This is a genomic window from Pseudobutyrivibrio sp. C4, assembly GCF_900111635.1.
In the GTDB taxonomy this organism is placed as follows: domain Bacteria; phylum Bacillota; class Clostridia; order Lachnospirales; family Lachnospiraceae; genus Pseudobutyrivibrio; species Pseudobutyrivibrio ruminis.
Map to the genome: position 1 here is coordinate 1 of NZ_FOHF01000004.1, position 17,101 is coordinate 17,101.

Here is a 17,101-nt window from a genome sequence, read left to right on the forward strand (position 1 = left end):
TCCTCCGGTGAATTTTACGTTGTGAAGCTTGCCGTCCTCAATTTCGAAGTCGATTTTGCGGGCGCAAACTCCCTTTGGTGTAAAGCTGTATTTTTCCATTTAAACTCCTTTTCGCTCTGCCAGTGAGCGTATTACATTGTGTCTATTGAATTTAGCATGTCTAGGTTTTTGACCTCAGTTTCTGTAAATACATCCTCAGAAAAATCTGCAGGCATTACAGATGGAGAGTACCAAACCTGACCCATGAAATAATTCATTATTTCCGAATCTCTGAAACTATAACCGTGACGGGCATAGATTTCGTTTTTTGCAATGTGTATAACCTCTGCAGGTACATTTTCAAAATCTGCAGTGGTGTAGACAGTTGTGTCTGTGTTGAATAAGTATGTGCAGTAGCAAGCATCACCGGTGACACCACGTGATGTTTCCCAGTAGCTCGATACTGTAGGCCAGTATTTGTTGTCTGTAAGGTATTGGCTGCGCTCAGAAATTGCTGCAGAAATTTCCTCTGACGACCAGCCTTTGATGGTGTCAACGTATTCGCCAGGATCCACAACTGTGATAACAGAATTGTCTTCCACAGCCTCCTCTGAGGATTCTGTGGATTCTGCTGTGTCGGTTGTTTCTACAACTTCTTCCTGGGCTACCGCATTTTCCTCGCTCACTGTAAGTTTTTTATCCTTCTTATGAAGGGCATTATAAGAAAAACAGCCTGCAAGTAGACCTACCACTATACATACTACGATTTCAATTGTCCATCGACGAACATTTTTGTTGTTATAAAGCTTAACTATAAGCTTACGTAAATCATCAAAACGTGAAAACATTCCTTCCATAGCTACTCTTCCCTTTTCCATTTTTCTTTAGAGTATACCATATTTTGACGAATTTGTTACATTATATTGCATTTTTGTTACATTGTTCGCTCAATTTCGTTTCTTGTAGCATTTACGCTACCTTGAGCCATTTGCTTGCTGCCGCCACCTTTGGCTCCTAAAAGCTCTCGCATTCCTGCTGCAATTGCTGCGCAATCTCTGGTCTTGCTTCCAATTACAAAGTTGTAGCCATCATCGTCATTTCCTGAGAATATGCAGCACAAGCCATCATGCTTTTCAACTAAAGTATTGACTCCATCACGCATTATCTTTGCATCTAAATCTTCAGAGAAGATTGTGATATCAGGAATATCAGATGGATAGCTTTCTATTTGATTCATCAGTATTCCTGATTTGATATCGCTTATGCGATATTTCAACTGCTTACCTTCATCCATCAATGAAATGATCTTATCTGGCACCTCATCCTCTTTGCAGCTCAGTGTGCGGTACGCTTTAGCCAGTAGTTTCATACGACGATTGTAGTCGTCTAAGGCTCTTAATCCACATAGGATATAGATTCTTGTTCCGCCTTTGTATTTCTCAAAGGAAACTACCTTTAACATGCCAACCTGGCCAGTGCTTTTAACGTGTGGTGCACAGCAGGCACATAGATCAACTCCTTCGATTTCCACCAATCGAACTGGGCCATCAATTTCTTTTTTACTTCTGTAGGCTATTGCTCCAAGCAGTTCCTGCTGTGGATAATATGCTTTGACTGCCACATCCGCAGCAATCACCTCATTTGCCTTTCTTTCGATATGCTCAACCATATCCTCTGAAAGCTCTATATTTAGATCGAGTGTGACCGTATTGTCGCTAAGGTGGAATCCAACATTTTCAGCACCATATTCATTATGAGCAAGACCTGTAAAAATATGCTCTCCTGTATGCTGCTGCATATTTGAAAAACGATGGTCCCAATCAATCACACCATGAACTTCCTCACCAATCAGGAAGCCCCCTTTGCAGTAATGGTAAACTGTATCCCCCTCAATCTGTACATCAACCACAGGATGCTCATCCAAATGACCTATGTCGCTGGTCTGTCCTCCCTGCTCAGGAAAAAACAAAGACTTATCAAGAACAACCTTATAAAGCTTTTGATCCTCTTTTACAGTTTCATCGCAAGAAATTACCTTAGCTGTAAAATCCTTTGCAAATGCATCTTCATCATAAAGTGCTATTGTTTTCATATATATTCACCCTTAGTTTTTACCGATTGGAATACCAAAAATCTTTGTCTGGAATCCATCTCGTAAGGTCTCATAATCTGTGTAGTTAATAGTAGATTTGAAATGATTATTCCAAGTATCCTTTAGCTTTTCACAGATTTCCTTGCCGTTTTCTTCGTTTGTAAGAATAGATGGGAACACATAATAAATCATGAAATAATTCAGATTCATTAAGTCAGCACCTCTTACCTTGCCAAACTTTTTGAATGCAGCTGTTACATCCTCGCAAAGCTCCTTTGCGCTAGCTTCCACATCATCAGCTTCCACCAAATCCTTTAGCAAATCATATCTCTGCTGATTAAACATATCCATCTGCTTTTCATAGTCCTTTTTGTTGTGGACCTTGCTAAGATATGCTACATCCTCAAACAATTTTTCAACATTAAATCCCATCAATAATACCTCCTAAATCTTTTATGTCATCCACCTTTGCTGCGTATCCATCTACTGAATCGCCATATCCATATGCTGCCCAGATGAAATCAACCCCCGCTGCATCGCAAGCATCCTTATCGCCTTGAATATCCCCGATGTATACCGGTTTCTTCAAACCATTTTTCTTGGCAATTCCTTTTATGTTATCAGCTTTTCCAAGGCCATTGTCACCATAACAAATGAAGTCAGTGAAATACTTTCCGTAACCACTTCTCTCCAGGAATGATTCGATATATCCCTGCTGACAATTGCTTACTATAAAAAGCTTTGTCTTTTTGCAAAGTGTCTCAAGTGTTTCCTCCAAGCCCTCATATGTTGTATCACCCTTTGACTGTGCCAAATCCTGCATCTCATATTCTTCGCAGAGCTTTACTGTATCGTATCTGCGATTTGGATCTTCGTCAGGAATACAGGCATCAGCAATGTCTGTCATTGTCTTTCCAAAAAGCTGCTGAAGCTTGGCTGGAGTGAACTTAACATCATACCCTTTATCCTTGCAGGCTCTTTCCCAGCTTGCAGCGAACAATGGTGTGTTGTCCCAGATTGTTCCATCCATGTCAAAAATCAATCCATCAGTATGTATCTTGCTCATTTAATTGCTCCATTTTCTATCTATAACTAGGTGCTATTTTATAACATTTTCAGTATAATTGATAGATAAAATACCTAGAAAGGAAACGGTATGAACGACGACGATCAGCTTTTATATAAACGATTAATAGAGCTTTCCAACAGAGCCTATCAAAATAACATTTATACCTTCAGCGATTTTCTCAGCCTCTCCCAGCAGGATGTACTTTATCAGGCTGCAAGAGACAAATCCTTTGCACCTATCAAATACGATTTGTTTGGTGGATATGAAAATTGCGAGCGCAAGATGGTTCGCTTTGGAAGTGAAGCAGATTTTGGATACGAAATTGATTTCCCAATTAAATGTATCAAGGTAGAGCCTCTTGCCAAGAAATTTGCAAAAGAATACACCCATAGAGACTACTTGGGCTCTCTCATGAGCCTTGGCATGGATAGAAAAAAGTTTGGTGATATCTTTGTAGATGGCATGGATGCGTATATCTACGCCGATGAATCTACTGCCGATTATCTCCTGGAAAACTTTGTTTCCGTAGGCCGTAATTCTGTTAAGTGTTCTATCTCGGAATTGCCTGAGTCATATAAAAAATCAGCTCTAAAGGAAACCACCATACAGGTAGCATCCCCTAGAGCTGATGCTGTTATTTCTAAAGTTTATAACCTAAGCCGCAAAGACACGATTCCATATTTCACCGAGAAAAAGGTATCGGTTAACGGACACATTGTCGAAAACAACGACAAGATTCTCTCTGCCGGAGATTCGGTATCTGTCCGTGGCTTCGGTAAATTTAACCTTGTAGAAGAAGGTGGCCTGTCTAGAAAAGGCAAGCTCAACCTTGTGGTAGAAATCTTCGGCCGATAGCCGCTGTAATTAATGTCTCTTGTATGCAGGCATTAACTGAAGCTTGTGAAGATTTGCCACATGCTTTCTTTCAATTGATTCTCTAACGTCGGCTGGAATGTCGGCGTTGGAATCTGAAATATATTCATCAAGCTGAGCATACTTAAATCCAAGCTTGTCCTCATCAGACATTCCTGATAATCCATCAGAAGGTGTCTTGTGCACTAACTCATTTGGAAGTCCCAAATATTCTCCAATCTGAAGAACCTCTGTAACTGTGAAATCCTGAAGCAATGAAACATCACCTGCTGCATCGCCGTATTTTGTTGAATATCCAACATAATCTTCTGAAGCATTGCATGTGTTAACAACAAATGAGGTAACTGGCTGTCCCTGTGCAACTGCGTACAATGTAGACATACGAAGACGTGGTGCCAAATTGATACGTAAATCCTTTGTTACTTCAAAAGCACTGGCCTTTTCAAAAGTAGCAATGGCCGCATTGTAGTAATCTGTAATAGGTACTACTTCGTTTGGTATTCCAAGGAAATCTACAAGCATTTTAGCATCTGCCAAATCTGACATCTCGCCATTTGGCATAATGATTCCAACTACCCTATCTGCTCCAAGTGCCTCTTTTAAAATAGCTGCTGTTACAGATGAATCCTTGCCACCAGAGATACCAATAACTGCTCTTGTGTTATCTCCGAATTTGTTAAACCATTCTCTTGTGTACTCAATCAGCTTCTTTGTTTGATCTTCAACATTAAACTCTCTCATCGTTATGCTCCTTATTTAAGTCGATATAATTCTGACATTCTACGTCCAACTATTGACTTTTCTTTCTTACCAACTGGCTCAATTCTATCAGCAACCATGATTCTAAAGTTGGCCTTGTAAAGGCTGTGACCTAAAAGTAATTCATAGATTACCTGTAAATCAGGAAGTGTAAACTCTTTGTTTGCCATGCTGAATGGAAGGTCCGTATATTCGATTTCTCGTCTGAGCTTAATCATAGACTCAACAATAATCTCGTCATGATCAAATGCCAACTGAGATTTGCTCTTTTGCGATGCTACAGTGTTTGCATATCTAACATTTCCGTTTTGGAATCTCTTTGTAGAAAGCTGATATACGATTTCCACTCCAATATCGTCATTGAAAATGCGAAGCATATTGTCTGTAAACTCAAAATCAAACCATGCTGCTTCCAATGCATCATCACCGCCTCTTACTGGTGGTGCAACTGGAGAGAGTGCCATGTAAGCAACACTCATTACACGTGTACGAGGATCTCTGTTAGGCTTTGAGAATGTATAAACCTGCTCAAGGAATACATTCTTAAGACCTGTCTCCTCCTTAAGCTCGCGGGCTGCCGCCTCATAGCATGATTCATCCTCGTGTACGAATCCACCTGGAAGTGCCCAACAATTAATGAAAGGATGAGCTCCTCTTTTTATAAGTAATATCTTTAAACCAGAATAATCTTTTTTAGGTCCTAATACCATCATATCAACTGTTACGGATGGTCTAGGATAATCTCCTGGGCTGTACTGTGCAAGAAATTCTTTTTCGGTTAAACCGTTCTTGTCTTTATACTCCATCTTATCCTCCTATTTTCCCTCATAATCAATAATTCCATAGTAGTAATGTACTACCTGTTTTATATTTTGTCAATCATTAATCAATATTTCTTACTATTCTTATTTATGATATACTTAATACTTGAAATCTAAATATTATGATGATTGGAGAATTATTTTGAGAAAAAAACTAATAGTAATCCTTTGGATATCATTGGTTGTTCTAGTGATTGCCTTTTGTTCTCTTGTAATTTATCAAAACAAATTGGCTGATGAAAAACTAAAAGAACAGGAACGTATAGAAGCCGAACAGGAGGCTGCTGCCTTAGAGGAAGCAGAAGAAGCTGAAGAAGAAACCGATGAGGAGCTTCCAGCTGACGAATATACCTTTACAGATTTAGAGGCTACTTATTTTGCTCAATCTGACGCCACTGTTCGCGAAGAGCCATACGACACAGCCGAAATCATTGGTACTCTTTCCATCGATTCCCGAATCTCCGTGGTTGGCACTTGCAATGAAACTGATTACTACAAAATAAAGATTAATGGAGATTACGGCTATATCGCCTTTGATGATGTTTCAGAAGAATACATCGACATACCAGTTCCTTCTGCAACAAAGTCTGTACCTACAGCATCAAAGGACATCCTTTTCATAGGTAATTCCATCACCTTCTATCCAGCCACATCTGACTGGTGGGGTTCAGGATGGGGTTGCGGCGCATCAGCACCTGCCACTGATTATGTTCATTTGACTGTAGCTGCAAAGGGATACTCATCATACGATTGTATGTCGCTTAGAGCTTGGGAGTTCTCAAACACTAGAAATTACGAGCTTGATGACTTGGATCCATACATCACGAATTATCAATACAGCACTATCGTTATTGAATTAGGTGAAAATGTTAAGGGACACGAAACACACTTCAAAGAAGATTTAAAAGATATGATTACATATATCAAATCTTACAATCCTAATGCTCGTATCGTAATGCTTGATAATTTCTGGAAATATAGCAGTATCATTAGTACGAAAAAAGAGGTTGCTTCAGAAATGGGCTGTACTTATGTAAGCCTTTCAGATATTCAGGGTGTTGCAGAATATCAGCTTCAAGAAGGCGACCAATATACAGCACCAGATGGCACTGTATATACAATCGGTTCCTTCCTTGCTGGTCATCCAAACGATGCTGGATATGCAGCAATCGCTCAGCATTTAATAAGCGCTTTGTAACATTATTCCAAAACATTTATCACACGTTGCATTGTTTTAAATGCTTCATAGTCGTATCTTTCTACGGCTTCAATAACAATTACATCAGAGTTTTTGATGTCTGAATGGATTTGTGACATATAGTCACGATGCGCAAAAGTACACTCTGTAAAATCCTTTGAAATATAAGGCATCATGTTTACACGAAAGCTGTCGCCGATAAGGCACAGCTTTTTTTGATTTGCCCCATCACTTGTGGTATGGCAAACCATAGCCTCAGTGTCCAAGCCATTAACTGTAATCTCAGGGCGATAATCCACTGTGTATTCCACATCGTCATGGTAGATTTGATCATCTGGGATACCCATGTATGTGTATAACTCGTATTTTTCTGCATCCTGTGTGCCGGTAATCCATTGAGTTGGAGCGGTCTGCTCCACTCCCATTGCAGCGTAAAGTGCATTTGTGCCATACAATGCGCCAATATGATTCCAGTGGCTGTCGTATTTGTAGTAAGTCTGCAAAATACCTGCTGCATACAAGGATTCAGTAAGTGGATATAAATATGGTGTAGAGCAATTTTCTGAAATATAGCTGTGTAGCTGCTGCTCTCTTTTGTATGTGTTTGCTATATCGACTGTAGGCATGTACTGGGAATATACCTGTGATTTATTTGGAGCGATGTAAATATATAGCTCCTTTCCCTGGGCTGTACACAGAGCCTGCAGCTCATTAAGCTTGGCTGCATAGCTAGCCATCTCACTTTCGCTAAGTATATTTGTGCCCTGATAGCATTCTATTTCATTTTCCCCGTATAGGAACAGCCAATTCTCCCTAGCAAGGATTACATCCTGATATACGTGAAGCGGGAAGTATGTATCTGTTTCAGCCACCTCTTCTACTGGCTCGCTTGCTTGAACCTCCTCGCCTGGCACGATTGGTTTATTCGTCTCACCTTTGTCAGCACTTTCAACAATATTTGTAGGAGTATAAAGCTTGTTTCCGATGGCAGTCTCCACTTTATCAAACTGCCCTTCCACAGTATCATTAAGAGATTTGTACCAGGTTATAAGGGTATATCGAAATGGTATTCTATCGTCAATAAAGCTTGAAACAGTTTCTCCGGAGTTAAGCAAATCGCCCCAGTCTATTGTGGCCGCCTCTCGATTCTCTGTCTCTACATTTGAAATCTTGCCATAGAAATCCGGAGCAACTACTCTAAGCAATCCCCCTCCCACCCATGGGAATACAAGGATTGCTAAAAAGACTAATATGAAGATTTTGTTCTTTAGATTCGTAAAATTCATATTGCTCCTTAAAACTGATAATAAATGAATGGATTGTAGGTTCCATTTACAAGGAATAGCAAACTAACTAGTAATATTGCAAGGCACACTGCCATGTTACCCTTTACCGCTTTGACGCTCATATGAGCTTGGACAAATCCTGCAAATATCACTGCTGCAAAAATAGCGATTACGCCCATGCCTGATAAATATGTAAACAGGTTCAGTATTCTGATTCCGCCTGCAAACATTCTGGAAATATATGTAAATGCAGATATTATGGAATCCGCTCTAAACACTACCCATAAAAGATTTACCACGAAAAATGTCAGTAATCTATTTAGGAATTTCACTGGATTTTTTTCCAATATCTTTCCAAACCAAACTCTTTCGAATATAAGCAAAATGCCATACACAAGCCCCCATGTAATAAAGGTCCAGTTGGCCCCATGCCATATTCCTGTTAAAAGGAATACGATAAATATATTCATGCAGGTCTTTTTCATGGTACATCTGCTTCCACCAAGTGGGATGTACACATAATCTCTAAACCAAGTGGACAACGAAATATGCCAACGTCTCCAGAACTCTCTAACAGATTCAGCTCTGTAAGGATGATCAAAGTTTTCTTTGAAATCGAATCCAAACATTTTACCAAGGCCTATGGCCATGTCAGAATATCCGCTGAAATCATAGTAAATCTGGAACGTGTAACAAATAGAGCCAAGCCATGCAACTGTTGCATCCAGCTGAGATATATCAGCTGCCCAGATTTTATCTGCAATAGACGCTAACGTATTTGCGATAATAACCTTTTTGCCAAGGCCAAAACAAAAACGCTTGATGCCTGCCGCAAACTCATAGCTTCCAACACTTCGCTCTGTCAGTTGGCCTGATATGTCTTTGTAGTGAACAATAGGTCCTGCTATCAGTTGTGGGAAGCATGAAATATAAAGTGCAAAATACCAAAAGCTGCTCTGTACCTCCACCTGGTCGTTGTATACGTCAATTACATAGGACAAAGCCTGGAATGTAAAAAATGATATACCAACTGGAAGAACAATCTGAGGCAGATTTAATGCACCTGTGCCCACTCCCGAAAATAGATTTGTAAATCTATCTGAAACAGTAAGGCTTCCGCCAAAGAATATATTTTCAATTATCGCTATAAAAAAGTTGAAATATTTAAAGAAAAAAAGAATGCCTAAATCAAGAGCAACAACAGATATCAAGGATATCTTGTTGAACCTGTGGCTATGACGATTGCTTGCGCACAAAAATCCCCCAGCCCAATTTATAAAAATAACTATGCCTATCAGCAGGAGATATTTCACCCCGCCGAAGGCATAGAACACCAAGCTGAATATTAAAAGGATTATGTTGGAAAGCTTAATCCTATTTGCATATGAACCACCTTTAAGCCTTGGAATGCCATAGTAGGCCAACAGGCATAAAGGTAGGAAAATTGTAGTAAATAAAATAGAACTAAAAACCAAGTTATTCTCCCTTTGTAATACTAGTTTTTAATCATTAATGTAGTGAGTGGCTTTTTCTTGTTGAAAAATGAAACTACTACATCACATACATAAGCCCCAATGAGAGTCACCACTGTACATCCCAAAACCTTAGCTGGGAAGCTGATGTTTGGAAGAAGTGATTGCACCAGTCTGATGCTGTAGAACTGATTTAAGTATATAAGCAAGCTCATCTTTCCACACCAGCCAAATATAGGCTTGTCAAAAATCTGATGACATGGATTTACATTTGAAAATGTAAGTATCAATCCTATCATCATAATAAACAGTGTAGGGAAGCTGTATTTAGGATCAACTCCAGTCACTGCATATCTAAATACGAGCACATAGCAAATCAATTCGACCAAAGCCAGTATCACTTTACCTGCCTTTGTAAATTCGATTTTATTAAGCTGTCTCGTAAGGCTATATGCACTACATCCAAGCGCCATTTCAGACATTCCTCTAAGGAAGCACTTGTAGAAGTGACCTGTCCAGCCATCAATTCCAGCCAAGCTATTGTATTCATGAGCCATGTAGCCCAACACAAAGAGTGCCAAAAGAGGGCAAACTATCTTTACAAAAGCCTCGTAGTGACGTCTAAGGAAGTACCAGAAAATGAATGTGACCATAAGCCATACATCCAAATACCAGGTAAGCTTATTAACCCATGTGCTATCAAATCCAAAGACCTGAAGGAAAAATACAGAAGCCCAAGAATCCACTACATAGCTGATTCTTCCTTTTACTGTATTCTCCAAGAAATACGCATTTACGATAATCGTAAGAATAATCGCAAACAGATGATATGGAAAAACATTCTTGATTTTCTTCCACATCATCTGTGCTGTTTCTGTACCAATTAATTCTGTGCTGACAGCTCTTTTAGCAAAAGCACTGGCAGCCAGCAAATAGCCTGAAACCAAAAAGAAAAACTCTACTCCAATATACCCATGATTGAAGAAGTATATTCCTTTTATTCCAATGCTAATATTTCCATCCACCGCAAAACGCTTGTGAATATGGAAAAACAGAATCCCCAAAGCAAAAATAAAACGTAAAAACTCCACTCGTCCATTTTTCCCTTGTTTACTCATATCCTCTAAAAATCTCCTTCGTGGATGTCATTGTCATCCACATCATCTACCATATTTTCTCTTGTGTAGACTCTCTTTGCCTCACGCTGCTGTTCCACCTGAACTGAAAGCATTTCCTTAACATTTGCAGAATTCTTAACGTTTCTGATTTCAAATGTGCCAAGGCTTTTATCAGATGAGCTAACAATAATAGAACCAACACCAAAGATTCTCTGTCCTAAGCTGCGCTTAAGCTGTAAATCAAGGATTCTATATAGTCTAACTTCATTCTGCTCAAGGTTGAAAAAACCAGTTTCAACGAAGAGTCTGTCTTCACTCATGCTGTACTTTGTAAAGCTGATAGGTAAGCCTAAATGTCTTTTTCTATCGTGCCATAAAATGTTTGCCATAGTTATCCTCCCAAATATAAAAATGATGTAGCATTCGGCTACTAGAGGAGGCTTTTTCTGCGCTAAGCTTGAAAAACCCTCCTCATTAAGTATATCACTTATGCCTCAATTGTTCCTTCTCTTTTTGCTATAGACTTGAGAATCAATCTTGTTAAGAAGAATGAACCAACTGCAAGTACTCCCGTAACAACTGCAGATGTGATCATACTAGAGGTGTTCGCGCGTCCCACCTCTGCTGTTTCCGCAAAATCCATTCCAACCTGTTCCATTGCCCAATTCATCATAAAAAGAAGTGCCATATTGTATCCGTTGAATACTATATGCATAATCATTGATGTGAAAACACTTCCGCTGGCTCTGTTTGTGTAAGCAAAAATCAAACCTAACACAGTTGCATAGCAGAACTGATTAATATTCAGATGAAGAGCACCAAACATTAATGCTGAAATAATAGCAGCTGCTGTAAATGGTAAGATTTTGTTTAATCTATTTGTAAAGAAACCTCTGCAAACAATTTCTTCTACTATTGGAGCGCTAATTACTGTAGCTACCAATGTGAGCCCTACTGATTCTGCTGCAAACTGATCTACTTCTTGCAATATTACATTTGGAACTATAAACTGTGAAAGTACATTTGCAAACATTGCCATAGGACTTACTACAATTGTAAGCAAAATAGTCTGAAAGAATGTTGCCACTTTTATTCCTTTAAACCCAAATGCTTCAACAATTGAATCTCCCTTTTTGATAGTGTAAGCAAACACCGGAATCAAAAGGCAAATATCCAAAACAATAACGTGGGCATATGTTGGAACATTAATGCCTAATACATTTGTAAATATCCCAAAGATTGTGTTAATACCAAGTTCAATTACTATTTCCAATAAAAATAATAACATTAACTTTGCTACTTCAATTTTGTCGATTTTCTTTTCCATTTTCTCTCCCTTTATAAATCATTATTTACTGCTACTCTTCTGGTTGTTAGCCAGGCGATAATAAGTGTAACTATTATAAAAACTATGATTCCAAGCCATATTCCAAGCTGATTGTAAACAGGATTTACTAGATGATCAAAAGCGCTTGCAAAGCAATCTCTAATTACTGGGAATATGTGCGAAAGTCTAGGAACTCCAAACATTAATACAAAAATGCCAACGTAATATACCCAGTATGCATTTTTTCCAAATCGAATGATGCTATTACCAACAGCCCCAGATATCAACGAAAATACGCCAAAACAAAGTGCCGCTACTTTTAACACTACGCTAGCTCCAACCACACTTGGCAAAGCAATGATAATCAAACTAATAATGATGATTTCAACCAAATCATATAGTCTTGTATAAATAAACATCTTTTTTCTTGTCATACCAAATGACAGAGCTCTTGGAAAATCTGTTGCAATCAAAAATGGTTTAAAGAATAAGCTCATTCCTATATATCCACCTGCAATAAAGCTTGCACATAGCTCTATAAGAGTTAAGTCATCTTCTGTACATACTGTTATTATTAGAGACAGAAGCACTGCACCAAATACGATTATCCCATAAAAGATTTCATTGTACTTCTTAATCTCAAATGTTGCTTTTAAATCTCTTATCATATCGTCCCCCTACCTAACCATCATGGTTTTGCTGAGCTTGTATCCCCAGGCTTCCAAACCTACAAATAAAAGTATTATTAATATCGGAAATAGAATTGGCGGTATACTAGCTACGTTTGTTACTAATATAGCGTTGCCATTTATTGCTGCACCCGCGCCTATCATTCCACCTAATATGGCACATCCCAAAACAATAACCATAATTACAACTTTTCCATGTCTTCTAAGCTTGTGCCCAATAACAGATCCTGCCGCACCGGTTACAAGTCCAATTAATGCTGTTGCATATACATAGAACATAAAAAACTTGCTTAAGAATATTGATGCAACCACTGCCACAACCGCTGTATTACATACAACTATAATTAATTGCTTTATTAGCTGGCCCACGAATATATCTTTTCTTCTAGCCCCCATTGAAAGAGTTAGACTATCATACCAGCCTGGGCCATACATAGAATAAATACCATTCAGTATTGTTGTGAACAAACCGCCAACCATCACAAACATTCTTGGAATGTATTCCCTTAAATCTTCGTCACTTCCGATTAGAATCCATTCCAGAATAAGCAGCATTTCGATTAAAAGTATAATTCCATAGTTTTTTAAGCCATTAATCAAATAGTACTTATATGTTCTCTTTGAAAGATCAGACATACTAAGCCTCCTTTCTCTCATCCACACTCATGGCATAGAAAAGATTCTGAAGTGAAACTGGCTCTACCATAACATCCTCGGAAAAACTATCAACTGGTTCATCAGCAAGCACTGTAACCACCTTGTTGCGCCCAATTGACTCTGGATGATAAACCTTTAAATCCTTTACGGCTGCATCTACCAATGTTTCTTCTCCGCTGATGCGATATGCTCTAGCTAATAAGCCTTCTGTATTTTCCTTAACAACAATCTGGCCATCATCAATCATGATAACCTCTTCAAACAATGAAGCTGCCTCCTCGATGATGTGTGTGCTGATGATGAATGTTCTGCCAGTAGCTGCGTATTCTTCAATAACAAGCTTGTAGAACTGTTCCCTTGCAACTACATCAAGACCTGCAACTGGCTCATCAAGGATTGTAATTTCAGCCTTGCTTGCAAAAGCGATAATGATTGTCACTGCTGAAAGCATTCCCTTTGATAGTCTGTTGATTTTCTTCTTAATATTGATGTTAAAAAGCTTTATAAGCTCCTTTGCATATTCCTCATCCCAGTTAACATAAAATGCCTTTGCTGTAGATAAGTAATCCTTTACCCTGTATGTGTTTGGTCCAAACATTGTGACTGGTGAAATCTCTCTTGAATAACAGATTCTTGAAAGAGACTTTTCATTTTCCCATACTGGCTCACCGTCAAGTGTAACTGTTCCTTCTGAGGCAGGATTTTGAGCTGTAAGGATAGAAAGAAGAGTAGTCTTTCCTGCTCCGTTTCTTCCAATCAGTCCATATATCTTTCCTGTCTCAATACTAATGTCTACGTTCTTTAGAACTGTGTCTTTACCATATCTTTTAACGATATTCTTTCCTACTAATGTGCTCATATATCCTCCATTCCTCCCATAAAGAAAAACTATACTTCACTAGTTTCATCAATAAGCTTTTTTAAATCTTCTTTTGTAATACCAATCAACTTTGCCTCGCTAATTATTTTTTTGAGGTAAGTTTCTTTGAAGCTTGTCTTTCGAGCTTCCATGATTTGTTCTTTAGCTCCTGCCTGTACAAACATACCAATACCTCTTTTCTTGTAAATGATTCCTTTATCAACCAATAGATTAATTCCCTTTCCAGCCGTGGCAGGATTAATCTTATAAAACTTTGATAGCTCTGTTGTGCTAGGCACTTGCTCTTCTTCCTTAATGATGTCCCTTAATATTTCATCTTCTATCATTTCGCTTATCTGCAGATAGATTGATTTATCTTCCCCTAAATTGCTTAACACACACCCACCTCCTTTACTTCATCAGTTAATTACTTGTGTAATTAACCATATCACCATATATTATATCTGTCAATTATTTTTCTAAAATTTTTTTGCCAATAAAAAAAGTAGCAGACTCTTTCAAGTCTGCTACGGCCTATATTTACAAGGTTTTAACCCCTACATTCATCATACATATCTAACAATGTTTTTGCTAAATCCTCATCCTCTTCTGGAAGGTCAATAAATGCTCCTGGAATTACACCATAATCCTCCTCTTGTGTTGGTGTTGGGTATTCATTATATGATACAGAATAATGGAGTTCGTCTCCCACCATGGTGAAATACTGCTCTATACATTGCATTGAGCACCCCACCCTAATGCTGCAATCTGCTGCATCCTTAGTGTAATCCTCATATACTTCATCCCTTGTAACCTCTTTAATTCTATCAAGCATTTCCTGTTCAAATTCCGGATCAGCTTGCATCTTCTTTATAACAGATGCATCTATTCTGATGCTCTTCTGTCCTGGCTCTGTGTAGTTTTCTCCAACTAAGTTCATTGAGCCATCATAGCCATAAAATGCACCGTGGTCCATAATCTTTGATGCATCATCCAAAGTAAATGCTACATCAGGGAACTTTTTACACATATCTTTGTAGTAAGAAACAGTTGTATCTTCCTTCTCACTTTTCATAGTGAAATTAAAAACTGGCTTTGCTATCTCGTTTCTAAAGCCATTATATTTAATTTTCAAATTGTAATCAGCCGATACTCTACTAATCATCTCTAATCCTCCAGTCGGAAAATAATAAAAGGCGTTTATTTCAATTTCATTCCATTGAAATAAGCGCCTTCCTTAGCTTCCCTATTGAACTATTACGTATAGAATATCGGGTATAAGCTTTTTTATTTTAATATACAAACTGCACTAAATTTAATTATTATATTTGGCCTTGAATACTTAATCGATTCTTCCTATTTCTCTTCCTCAAATACTTTTTCTGCTCTCCAATATGAATAGTTGAACTTTCTAATGCTGCCATCATATCTGCTTTCCCAATAATACATAAAAACACGATCTTTATATAGATTAAGTAACTCCTCATCCGACTGAAAGGCTGGAAGTGCATCCAAAGACAAGCATTCTGTTACATATGATGTAATTGATTCGTATGAAGTATCATTTCCATCCACATGTGCCAAATCATATTTCGCTATCTGATAATCAGGATTTGCAAATGCAAATGCTAAGTAAGCAACAGTGATTGTCACCATAGCAGCTTTGAATACCGGAAAATCCGATTTATACAATCCAATAATCAAATATGCAAGCCAAAGGCTAAGCACGCAAAGGAACCAAAGTACAAACAATCTAAGGAATGTAAGCGTATACGCTCCGATGTATAGAATCATTCTCATCGCGGAAGATGCAATCATTATGTATGTGCAAATGCCGATAATAGATAGAATACATGTTAACAATTTATTCTTTGCAAACATTCTTGAGCAAACTGACACAAGCGCCACGTTAATCAAGCATACTGCAAGCAACTGGTAAAAACCTTCGTGAGCATATGATGCGTATGTGTATCCAGCTGGTAAAGTCATGCTTCCTGTAAATAAGAATAATACCTGTATCAAGCAGAAAAGAAGATATACTAAACCAAGTAAAACAGTGAATGTAATGGCGATAAGTGGATTTGTGTTTCCCTGCTTTGCTGGTCCGATTCCAATTTTCCTTTTATTTAAAGAATTAGGTATTACATATGCGCAGATAAATGAGATGCACAATGTTAATACTATGCCAACAAAATCGCCAAAATTATCTGGTAGGTGGATGCCCTCAAATACTTTTTCTAAAATGCGGCTGAACACTGCATCTGCTGACACAAGCAAGCTAACAACCACTGCAAGAAGCGGAACTGCAACAATAAGTCCAATAAGAACTGCCATAATAGCATTCTTTTTTTCTTTACTTGTCTCACTGCCTCTTTCCTTTACAAAAAGAGCAAAGTCCTGAAATGGCCATGCAATGTTTGCTATAGGTCGTATCATTGTAAGTGCGATTCCGCCAAGCCATCCAACTATATCCCAGCCAGTAGTATCAATGTAAAGCTGCATGATAAATGAAAAGAATAATAGGAATATAGCCAATCCACTAAGCCACTGAATGCTATAGCTTGTAAACATGCACTTTGTGACTGATAGTAAAAACAGCGAAATCACATAAAATGAATTTAATCCTACTTTTCCATTTTTGTCTTTCAGGAATGGTAAATCATCTGACTTTCTGACTGCATATATTAAGCCAAATGTTATGACCATAAATATTGGATATGTAATTCCAGATTTATTCTTGTACAAGCAAAACGTATATACGATAGCAAATACAAGAGATAATAATCCATATTTTCTGAAGCTCTTTGCATCGCCTTTAACCTGCGCCTGCACTGGGGCTTCTATAACAATATTTGTCATACTTGGTTCATTAAAATTATTTTCTCTAGCGGTGTTATCCATA

General features: G+C 38.2%; 20 protein-coding genes. 2 read left to right on the forward strand and 18 right to left on the reverse strand.

What is annotated here, in order from left to right; all coding sequences use genetic code 11:
• The 5 genes from BMY66_RS13965 to BMY66_RS07805 form a co-directional block, all read right to left on the reverse strand.
• A partial coding sequence (locus BMY66_RS13965; protein ID WP_143064518.1) for a TSCPD domain-containing protein occupies positions 1–99 on the reverse strand: 99 nt, incomplete at its 3' end.
• Positions 100–131: 32 nt separating this feature from the next.
• A complete protein-coding gene (locus BMY66_RS07790; RefSeq protein WP_090394772.1) occupies positions 132–857 on the reverse strand; it encodes a YARHG domain-containing protein in 726 nt (241 codons plus the stop codon).
• Between the two features lie 56 nt (positions 858–913).
• The gene (locus BMY66_RS07795) at positions 914–2,071 is read right to left on the reverse strand and encodes an alanyl-tRNA editing protein (RefSeq protein WP_090394773.1); all 1,158 of its coding nucleotides are present in this window, start codon (positions 2,069–2,071) and stop codon (positions 914–916) included.
• Positions 2,072–2,083: 12 nt separating this feature from the next.
• Positions 2,084–2,503 (reverse strand): hypothetical protein, encoded by a 420-nt coding sequence (locus BMY66_RS07800; RefSeq protein WP_090394774.1) that lies wholly within the window; start codon positions 2,501–2,503, stop codon positions 2,084–2,086.
• Positions 2,493–3,137: an HAD family hydrolase gene (locus BMY66_RS07805; RefSeq protein WP_074790963.1), complete on the reverse strand. Its 645-nt coding sequence runs from the start codon at positions 3,135–3,137 to the stop codon at positions 2,493–2,495. The genes BMY66_RS07800 and BMY66_RS07805 overlap by 11 nt, the downstream gene beginning before the upstream one ends.
• A 90-nt stretch (positions 3,138–3,227) precedes the next feature.
• Between BMY66_RS07805 and BMY66_RS07810 the strand changes: the two genes are divergently transcribed.
• Positions 3,228–3,995: a YlmH/Sll1252 family protein gene (locus BMY66_RS07810; protein ID WP_044936308.1), complete on the forward strand. Its 768-nt coding sequence runs from the start codon at positions 3,228–3,230 to the stop codon at positions 3,993–3,995.
• A 9-nt stretch (positions 3,996–4,004) separates the two neighbouring features.
• On the opposite strand, the gene nadE is transcribed toward BMY66_RS07810, so the two are convergent.
• Together nadE and BMY66_RS07820 are read right to left on the reverse strand one after the other, a co-directional pair.
• Entirely contained in the window at positions 4,005–4,754 is a 750-nt protein-coding gene (gene nadE / locus BMY66_RS07815) for an NAD(+) synthase (protein WP_090394775.1), read from the reverse strand.
• 11 nt (positions 4,755–4,765) lie between these two features.
• Positions 4,766–5,578 carry an NUDIX hydrolase gene (locus tag BMY66_RS07820; protein WP_044936311.1) on the reverse strand — a complete coding sequence of 271 codons (813 nt, stop codon included), beginning with the start codon at positions 5,576–5,578 and terminating at the stop codon, positions 4,766–4,768.
• Positions 5,579–5,735: 157 nt separating this feature from the next.
• Here BMY66_RS07820 and BMY66_RS07825 point away from each other — a divergent pair, with 157 nt between their 5' ends.
• A complete protein-coding gene (locus tag BMY66_RS07825) occupies positions 5,736–6,791 on the forward strand; it encodes an SGNH/GDSL hydrolase family protein (protein ID WP_044936313.1) in 1,056 nt (351 codons plus the stop codon).
• 2 nt (positions 6,792–6,793) lie between these two features.
• Here the strand turns inward: BMY66_RS07825 and BMY66_RS07830 are convergent, their stop codons facing one another.
• The 11 genes from BMY66_RS07830 to BMY66_RS07880 all read right to left on the reverse strand — a co-directional run bounded on the left by BMY66_RS07830 (position 6,794) and on the right by BMY66_RS07880 (position 17,100).
• Positions 6,794–8,077: an alginate O-acetyltransferase AlgX-related protein gene (locus BMY66_RS07830; protein WP_090394776.1), complete on the reverse strand. Its 1,284-nt coding sequence runs from the start codon at positions 8,075–8,077 to the stop codon at positions 6,794–6,796.
• 8 nt (positions 8,078–8,085) lie between these two features.
• The gene (locus tag BMY66_RS07835) at positions 8,086–9,333 is read right to left on the reverse strand and encodes an MBOAT family O-acyltransferase (RefSeq protein WP_242942690.1); all 1,248 of its coding nucleotides are present in this window, start codon (positions 9,331–9,333) and stop codon (positions 8,086–8,088) included.
• A gap of 239 nt (positions 9,334–9,572) precedes the next feature.
• A complete protein-coding gene (locus BMY66_RS07840) occupies positions 9,573–10,667 on the reverse strand; it encodes an acyltransferase family protein (protein ID WP_090394778.1) in 1,095 nt (364 codons plus the stop codon).
• Positions 10,668–10,672: 5 nt separating this feature from the next.
• A complete protein-coding gene (locus BMY66_RS07845; RefSeq protein ID WP_044936321.1) occupies positions 10,673–11,056 on the reverse strand; it encodes a PH domain-containing protein in 384 nt (127 codons plus the stop codon).
• A gap of 98 nt (positions 11,057–11,154) precedes the next feature.
• Complete coding sequence (locus BMY66_RS07850; protein ID WP_044936323.1) at positions 11,155–11,994, reverse strand: CPBP family intramembrane glutamic endopeptidase; 840 nt, start codon at positions 11,992–11,994, stop codon at positions 11,155–11,157.
• Between the two features lie 11 nt (positions 11,995–12,005).
• On the reverse strand, positions 12,006–12,662 hold the full coding sequence (locus tag BMY66_RS07855) for a hypothetical protein (protein WP_090394779.1): 657 nt from the start codon (positions 12,660–12,662) through the stop codon (positions 12,006–12,008).
• A 9-nt stretch (positions 12,663–12,671) separates the two neighbouring features.
• Positions 12,672–13,319: a hypothetical protein gene (locus tag BMY66_RS07860; protein ID WP_090394780.1), complete on the reverse strand. Its 648-nt coding sequence runs from the start codon at positions 13,317–13,319 to the stop codon at positions 12,672–12,674.
• 1 nt (position 13,320) lies between these two features.
• Positions 13,321–14,199: an ABC transporter ATP-binding protein gene (locus tag BMY66_RS07865; protein WP_090394781.1), complete on the reverse strand. Its 879-nt coding sequence runs from the start codon at positions 14,197–14,199 to the stop codon at positions 13,321–13,323.
• A gap of 29 nt (positions 14,200–14,228) precedes the next feature.
• The gene (locus tag BMY66_RS07870) at positions 14,229–14,597 is read right to left on the reverse strand and encodes a GntR family transcriptional regulator (RefSeq protein WP_090394782.1); all 369 of its coding nucleotides are present in this window, start codon (positions 14,595–14,597) and stop codon (positions 14,229–14,231) included.
• A 152-nt stretch (positions 14,598–14,749) separates the two neighbouring features.
• A complete protein-coding gene (locus BMY66_RS07875) occupies positions 14,750–15,364 on the reverse strand; it encodes a DUF6033 family protein (RefSeq protein WP_090394783.1) in 615 nt (204 codons plus the stop codon).
• A gap of 191 nt (positions 15,365–15,555) precedes the next feature.
• The gene (locus BMY66_RS07880) at positions 15,556–17,100 is read right to left on the reverse strand and encodes a DUF4153 domain-containing protein (RefSeq protein ID WP_090394784.1); all 1,545 of its coding nucleotides are present in this window, start codon (positions 17,098–17,100) and stop codon (positions 15,556–15,558) included.
• Position 17,101 lies beyond the last annotated feature (1 nt).

Excerpts from the sequence above, each read along its gene's own strand:
- BMY66_RS07790 (WP_090394772.1), bottom strand. The coding sequence starts at position 857 with ATGGAAAAGGGAAGAGTAGCTATGGAAGGAATGTTTTCACGTTTTGAT.
- BMY66_RS07795 (WP_090394773.1), bottom strand. The coding sequence starts at position 2,071 with ATGAAAACAATAGCACTTTATGATGAAGATGCATTTGCAAAGGATTTT.
- BMY66_RS07800 (WP_090394774.1), bottom strand. The coding sequence starts at position 2,503 with ATGGGATTTAATGTTGAAAAATTGTTTGAGGATGTAGCATATCTTAGC.
- BMY66_RS07805 (WP_074790963.1), bottom strand. The coding sequence starts at position 3,137 with ATGAGCAAGATACATACTGATGGATTGATTTTTGACATGGATGGAACA.
- BMY66_RS07810 (WP_044936308.1), top strand. The coding sequence starts at position 3,228 with ATGAACGACGACGATCAGCTTTTATATAAACGATTAATAGAGCTTTCC.
- nadE (WP_090394775.1), bottom strand. The coding sequence starts at position 4,754 with ATGAGAGAGTTTAATGTTGAAGATCAAACAAAGAAGCTGATTGAGTAC.
- BMY66_RS07820 (WP_044936311.1), bottom strand. The coding sequence starts at position 5,578 with ATGGAGTATAAAGACAAGAACGGTTTAACCGAAAAAGAATTTCTTGCA.
- BMY66_RS07830 (WP_090394776.1), bottom strand. The coding sequence starts at position 8,077 with ATGAATTTTACGAATCTAAAGAACAAAATCTTCATATTAGTCTTTTTA.
- BMY66_RS07840 (WP_090394778.1), bottom strand. The coding sequence starts at position 10,667 with ATGAGTAAACAAGGGAAAAATGGACGAGTGGAGTTTTTACGTTTTATT.
- BMY66_RS07845 (WP_044936321.1), bottom strand. The coding sequence starts at position 11,056 with ATGGCAAACATTTTATGGCACGATAGAAAAAGACATTTAGGCTTACCT.
- BMY66_RS07850 (WP_044936323.1), bottom strand. The coding sequence starts at position 11,994 with ATGGAAAAGAAAATCGACAAAATTGAAGTAGCAAAGTTAATGTTATTA.
- BMY66_RS07855 (WP_090394779.1), bottom strand. The coding sequence starts at position 12,662 with ATGATAAGAGATTTAAAAGCAACATTTGAGATTAAGAAGTACAATGAA.
- BMY66_RS07860 (WP_090394780.1), bottom strand. The coding sequence starts at position 13,319 with ATGTCTGATCTTTCAAAGAGAACATATAAGTACTATTTGATTAATGGC.
- BMY66_RS07865 (WP_090394781.1), bottom strand. The coding sequence starts at position 14,199 with ATGAGCACATTAGTAGGAAAGAATATCGTTAAAAGATATGGTAAAGAC.
- BMY66_RS07875 (WP_090394783.1), bottom strand. The coding sequence starts at position 15,364 with ATGATTAGTAGAGTATCGGCTGATTACAATTTGAAAATTAAATATAAT.
- BMY66_RS07880 (WP_090394784.1), bottom strand. The coding sequence starts at position 17,100 with ATGGATAACACCGCTAGAGAAAATAATTTTAATGAACCAAGTATGACA.